The 6344-nt window shown below is 47.7% G+C and carries 3 protein-coding genes; 1 reads left to right on the forward strand and 2 read right to left on the reverse strand.

The window, feature by feature from the left end; all coding sequences use genetic code 11:
• Nucleotides 1-4 precede the first annotated feature (4 nt).
• Nucleotides 5-2152 carry a type I secretion system permease/ATPase gene (locus ACO6V5_RS00695; RefSeq protein WP_422134830.1) on the reverse strand — a complete coding sequence of 716 codons (2148 nt, stop codon included), beginning with the start codon at nucleotides 2150-2152 and terminating at the stop codon, nucleotides 5-7.
• Between the two features lie 250 nt (nucleotides 2153-2402).
• Between ACO6V5_RS00695 and ACO6V5_RS00700 the strand changes: the two genes are divergently transcribed.
• Complete coding sequence (locus tag ACO6V5_RS00700) at nucleotides 2403-3791, forward strand: hypothetical protein (protein ID WP_422409683.1); 1389 nt, start codon at nucleotides 2403-2405, stop codon at nucleotides 3789-3791.
• Between the two features lie 213 nt (nucleotides 3792-4004).
• Here the strand turns inward: ACO6V5_RS00700 and ACO6V5_RS00705 are convergent, their stop codons facing one another.
• The gene (locus ACO6V5_RS00705; RefSeq protein ID WP_422134828.1) at nucleotides 4005-6062 is read right to left on the reverse strand and encodes a hypothetical protein; all 2058 of its coding nucleotides are present in this window, start codon (nucleotides 6060-6062) and stop codon (nucleotides 4005-4007) included.
• Nucleotides 6063-6344 lie beyond the last annotated feature (282 nt).

A 6344-nucleotide genomic window follows, 5' to 3' on the forward strand; every position in this document is an offset into this window, starting at 1 on the left:
TTGTTTAAACTCTTTGTGTTACATCAATTTGTGAAGACCACAGCTGGGCATAGCGTCCCTGCTGTTGAACCAGCTCATCATGGCTGCCATCTTCTTCAATAACCCCTTTTTCGATCACTATAATCCGATCACAACGACGGATAGTTGAGAGTCGATGGGCGATGATGATGACGGTGCGGCCTTTGCTGATAGCCCGCATGTTGTCCTGAATAATTTTTTCTGACTCATAATCCAGAGCCGATGTCGCTTCATCAAAAATCAGGATATTGGGCTGGGTGGCCAGTGCTCTTGCTATGGCCAGGCGTTGAAGCTGACCGCCGGACAGCCCTGCGCCGCGCTCACCCAGCTCAGAATTGTAGCCATGGGGCATTTCGATAATGAAATCATGAGCTCCGGCCAGTTGGGCTGAAGCGATGACCGACTCCATATCCAGGGTTGGATTCCCAAGAGCAATATTGTCTCGAATGGTGCCATTAAAGAGCACGCTGTCCTGAAGGACGACACCAATCTGGCGTCGGATCCAGGCTGGGTTTAATAGTGAAAGGTTGGCACCATCAATATAAACTTTGCCACTTTCTGGTATGAAGAGCCGCTGGATCAGCTTGGTCAGCGTTGACTTACCAGAGCCTGAACGGCCAGCAATGCCGATCACCTGTCCTGCAGGAATGTCCAGGTCAATGCGGTTCAGTACTGCGGGGTTTGCAGGGCTGTAGCGAAAAACAACATTCTCAAGCCTGATGGCTCCTTTCATTACCGGAGGTGAGGATTGACTTAAATGACTCTGGGGTTCGGTAGGAGCATTGATGATGTCACCGAGGCGGTCGATGGCAATGCGAAATTGCTGAAAGTCCTGCCAGAGCTGGGCTAGCCTCAGGATGGGGGCAGAAATCTGTCCTGAAATCATATTGAAGGCGATCAGTTCGCCTACCGTCATATGCCCGTGAATGACCTCCAGAGATCCTTGCCACATCAACAGAGCGGTGACCAGCTTGCTCACCAGCTGCACCGACTGACTGCCGTACATGCCGGTCACCACCGAGCGAAAAGAAGCCTGAGCAAAACCGGCCAGCTGATGTTCCCAGCGCTGGCGCATCTGGGGTTCGATGGCCATGGATTTAAGGGTCTCTACCCCGGTCAGGGTTTCGGTCAAAAATGCCTGGTTGATGGCACTGCGGTGAAACAATTCCTCGGTTCTCTGGCGCAGGCGGGGAGTAATCAAAATAGAAATGATAATATAGATCGGAATTGAGCCAATCACGATCCAGGCCAGCCGACTGGAATAGAAGAACATGACAACAATAAACAACAGGCTGAAAAACAGGTCTATGACCAGGGTGAGAGCGCTGCTGGTGAGGAAATTACGCACGTTTTCCAGCTCACGCACACGAGCCACAACCTGACCCACTGGTCGACTCTGAAAGAAAGCAACAGGAAGTTTCAGCAGGTGCCGGAATAACCGGGTACCCAGTTCAACATCAACCCGGTTGGTGGTATGTGAAAAAACATAGGTTCTCAAGCCATCCAGCATAACCTCAAACAGGGAAATAGCCAGCAGCGCTACAACCAGTACATTCAGAGTCATTTCTGCCCGGTGAACCAGCACTTTGTCCATCACCACCTGAAAAATAAGCGGTGTCAGCAGGGCGAATAGCTGCATGAAAAAAGAAGCAACCAATATGTCCCTGAACAGTTTTCGAAACTTGACGATAGCCGGTATAAACCAGCTGATATCGAAGTGTTGATTTTTGCCTGGCAGAATACTTCGATCAGTAATTAAAATGGCCTGGCCATGCCAATGACTCCAGAGTTTATCCAAAGAAACTGACTCAGGTCTCATTCCCTCCCGTTGAATCAATGCTTTGCCATCGCTGATGGCGGCAATAATGAAAAACTGCTCGTTTTTGTCTATGGCAATAAACGGGCAGTGTATTTTAGTTAATCGCTGCCGCCTGATTCTGACTTGTCTGGCTCTTAGTTTCAGTTGTTTGAAGGCCCTGAGCATCGTCAGTGGGGTCAGGTCATCTCCCTCGGGGCAGAACTCATGTTTAATGACATTAATGTCAATGGTTTTCTTCAGGTATTGCATCATCAACAAAAAGCAAAACAAGCCACTCCCGGCAGATGGCTCGGTATCGGCATCTATAGAGTCCATTGGCAATATCCTTGATCCTGATTGTGTTGCTAAACGACAGTTCAACCTGAAGATGCAATCCTCTAACACGACAGCTGCTCAGTTGAGTCTCACAGTGTAGACTTCTCCGTTGGTTCCGTTACAAATTTTTTGCAAATCACAAAAAACTGTCTTCAGAGCACAGACTGGCGTTCTTTTGCAGGCAGATTCTCATTTAAGCGTGCTACTTTATCGAATGAGCGTAAATTCCGTCGTTTGAAAGGGTGTCAACTTGAATACTGATATTGTACGTAAAGTTTCTGCCTGCTTTGCGGCTCTCGTGGGCCGCACCTGCTGTACTGTTATTTTTCTTGTTCTTGGGATGCCTTCACTCGGGCTTGGGCTGACATTGATTGACAATGTGTTGTTGCGTGAAACCTACCAGTTTGCAAATGAGACCCAATGGTTTGGTGCGCCTGCGGGCATTGCATTATTTGCCAAAAAAAACAATGTGATAGTGGTTGTTATTAATGACAGGGGGCTTTGTCTTGCGTTCCAATGTTCAGAGGATTCTGACCAGTGTGTTGTGCAAACGACGACCCAGATATCACCCAACTCAAGACAACATCGAAGTCTGGTTAAAAATAAAAACTGTTTCTATGTATCCAGCGATTCGGGTCAAGAGGGAGGAAGTATTGGCAGCTTCAGTTGGGAACAGGGGCAGCTGACCACGGGCCCTTTAGTGGCGTTTGCTGGTGTTTCATCTCTAGGGGTGAGCCCGGATGGAAAATGGCTCGCCGCTTGCTCTCTGCTCATGGGTGAGTTGCGGGTTTATCAGCAGGAAAAAAACTGTCAAACGGGATCATTCCAACGCTTTGGTGGACAAAGTCACTATCTTTTTCGCCAGGGCTGCTCCTCTGCCAGTTTCAATAAGGACAGCACGCAATTGTGTGTCAGTTGGGCGTTTGACAACCAGATAGCCTGCTTTGAGCAATTGGCTGAAGACTGGCGGCCTGTCACCATACTGACACCGGCTATTGGTGAGGTTGTTATTGACCAACCTGTAGGGGCTATCTTCGCAGATGCATACTTGTTGCTTATCCATAGGGGTGGAGAGATAGTTTTATGCCCTCCTGAGGTTGTTAATCAATTCACTGACACTGGTCCTGCTCACTATTCCTATCAGGCCCTTGGTTGTCGACTGTATTCCCATCAATGCCAAACCGCTACCGGCAAGCAGGCAACGACCCAACAGGTTTGCTCGTTAAGTGCGTGTGAGAATGCCATTTTTTCATCGGACGGGGAAGGCGTCGAGAATACCATCGAGTCAAGCTGGCCAGACTTGGGAAAACTGGATGAAATCCGGCAATACGACAATAATACTTTTTTGATTGCTGGCGAGCGGGGCTTGCACGTTGTTCGGTTTGACAATGGTAGCCTCTGTTATCAAACAACTCTGACCAGTCGCCAAGGAAGTGACGGTTGGCCAGGAAACCGAATTACCTTTGACTTCAGCAGTGGCCTGCTGGTGTTCGGCAATCGCTTTGATCGTTCCGTCCATCTCCTGAGGATTCATCAAGCGGGTCTGCCCCTTGAATCGTCTTCACCATTGCTGGTCGCTTCGATGGTGCCGCTTCTTACCACGTTGTTTAACGCTGTTGCTATTTTGCGATGTTGGTGACTCACTTTCTGTTGCAAAACGATGATGGCTCGTTATCCGTTTTTGTAGGGCGGGGAATACCTCGTATGCCGAACCTGGGATTCCCACATTGCTTATTGACTTAGTCCATAGGTGAGCCAGGATCATCAGTATCACGGCCCCTTTCGATAGAACTGCTTGCAGGGAAATCGCTAAGGGGTTTTTTATTGCCTTAAAATCAGGCACCACATGAGATCAGTGCTCTTTTGTTTTGTTATTTTTGATATCAACACCAAAGTATTTAAAATAAATTTGCAGTCCTCGTTGGTTAGGATATGTGTTTCCAGGACCCTTCGGTATTCTGAGAGCATGATGTGGAATAGTTGGCTCCCCATATCCATATGCGCGATCTACAGAGGCATCTGCAGTGGTCGTATTTGTAGCTTCAGGGTCATCTGCAGTGGTCGTATTTGTAGCTTCAGAGGCATCTGCAGTGGTTGTATTCATAACTTCAAGAGGATCTGCAGAAGTCGTATTCATAACATCAGGGGCATCTGCAGTAGTCGTATCTATAACTTCAGGAGCATCTGCAGTGGTCATATCTATAACTTCAGGGGCAGGCCAAGACAGGGATAAGCTTAAACTGGAGCCTGTATCACCTGGTGCCGGGTGCACCAGCGTTTGGGTTAATCCATTTGATTCAGGATCAAAGTGAACCATTAAACCGGCTGGCGGAGCTGGTTGATCATTGCTTTCAGGGCGATCAGAGATATTTTCTGTGTTATCGTCGGATGGATCTTCTTGATTGAGTTCATAGTTTCTCATCCTTGATCTGTAACATTTAATCAGGCCGTAACCACCCAGGCCTGCTACGCCCAACGCTGGCAACACACCAGCGAACACCCGTTTCAGTAATCGGGAGGTGTAATCAGCTGGTTTTACGCTGACCACTGTTCGTATTTGACTGAACTGCTTGTGTGGGTTAGTTGCTGTTACCGTCAGGGGCCATCTTTCTGAGAGTGCCCAACCTCCGCTCTTTTTACTCAAAGGGGTATCACTCTCTGGGTTGACCACTAAACTTTTGTTTTGCCAAATGAATGGGCAATTGCCTTCATGGCCTTCACAGTCAACCCTGACGATCAATTGAGAATAATTCTCGTTGTCTGACTGATTGGGGTCCGTCACATTCATAAGCCCTACTACGAACTGGTTATTTTCCATATTGGATTCATCGTAGTCATATTCAGGAGGGTCCTGCCATTCTGCGAATAAAGGGGGAGAGATGAGTTTCAGGGTATGGAGGCTACCTCGTCTGCCAATCACGGCTATTTTTCTGCCATCCGGGCTGGAGGCTATGCTGGTGAGTGCCTGAGGCATGTTTCGAAGGCCAATAAGTTGAGCCTCCTGAGTTTCCCACTGATCTTCCTTGTTTAAAACCACCAGATGGACGAACCGGTCGGTAGAGGCAATAAAGGCGGTGATGGAGTCACGGGGTAGTCTGGCAATGGTTACATCGTGCACTCCAAACCAGCTGTCAACTTTCTCAAGATCTTCCGGGTTGGAGACTGATTGCATCAGATGCAATTGTCCCTGGTCGTATCGAAAAATCAGCAGGGTTTGGGTTTCGGCAGCGACTACTGCAAGGAACTGTCCATCCGGTGACAGTGTCATACTAACAATGTCTTTCAGAGCCGGAATGTCTGAAGATGAAGCGAGAGTGCGATTCCGCCATTGATTCTCCTGCCAGTCTTTGTCCACTTTAATCAGCGAGCTCATCATGGCTATACCATTGTTGCCTTCCTGTATGTCATTCAGAGCTGCAATGTATGTCAGGTTTGACTGTGGCACAGGAACCACAGAGCCTGCTTTTTGAGCCAGGTATTCGGCTAACGGCTCGCTGAAGAGAGAGTCTTGCTCGGGAGGTGAAGTGGCAAGAACATCTGACCATTTTTGAACAACGTTAAGGTTATTGAAATCAACTAAAAAGCGAGATCTGGAATCAGTAGCATTATTAACAGTCAGCAGAATATGGGAAGTGTTATAGAACGAAACAGAACCCTCATAGATATTCAAGGTTTCCTCCCTGGCAGCCAGCCCGCTGGAATTCATTAATAGCAGGCGATGTTGCCGGGTTTCTTCCGCTGCAGCGGAGCTGGCAATCCATGCAATAGCAATGAACATAAGAGCAAAGATGGGGAAAGACGCCTTTGTTCTTATATTTTCAGATCTCATAATTAAAAACACTAGAGGGTCAGCGCAGACTTGATTCGTATCGCGGTCTTTTCGATAGATACGACGAGTTCGGTAGTTCATAGGCAATGCCCCCCTTAATCATGTCATCAGCCAGAAAATAAAACACATCGGCTGGCAAATTAAACCCTGTTGTACTGTAATCAATCACCAATAAGGTTGCCGTAATATCCGGATTACATAGCATCAGGCAAAGGTTCCTGGCCCTCGGGAATGATAGCAGAGATTCATATCAACCTGAGTAACTCATAAAAATAAGCCTATTGCCGTATATATTTTGTCTTATTCAGCATGGCAATCCCTATCACGAAAACGTAAAAGGGCTATCGCAAAGGGTTTTCAAAA

It is taken from the genome of Endozoicomonas sp. ALD068, assembly GCF_049310145.1.
Taxonomy (GTDB): Bacteria; Pseudomonadota; Gammaproteobacteria; order Pseudomonadales; family Endozoicomonadaceae; genus Endozoicomonas_A.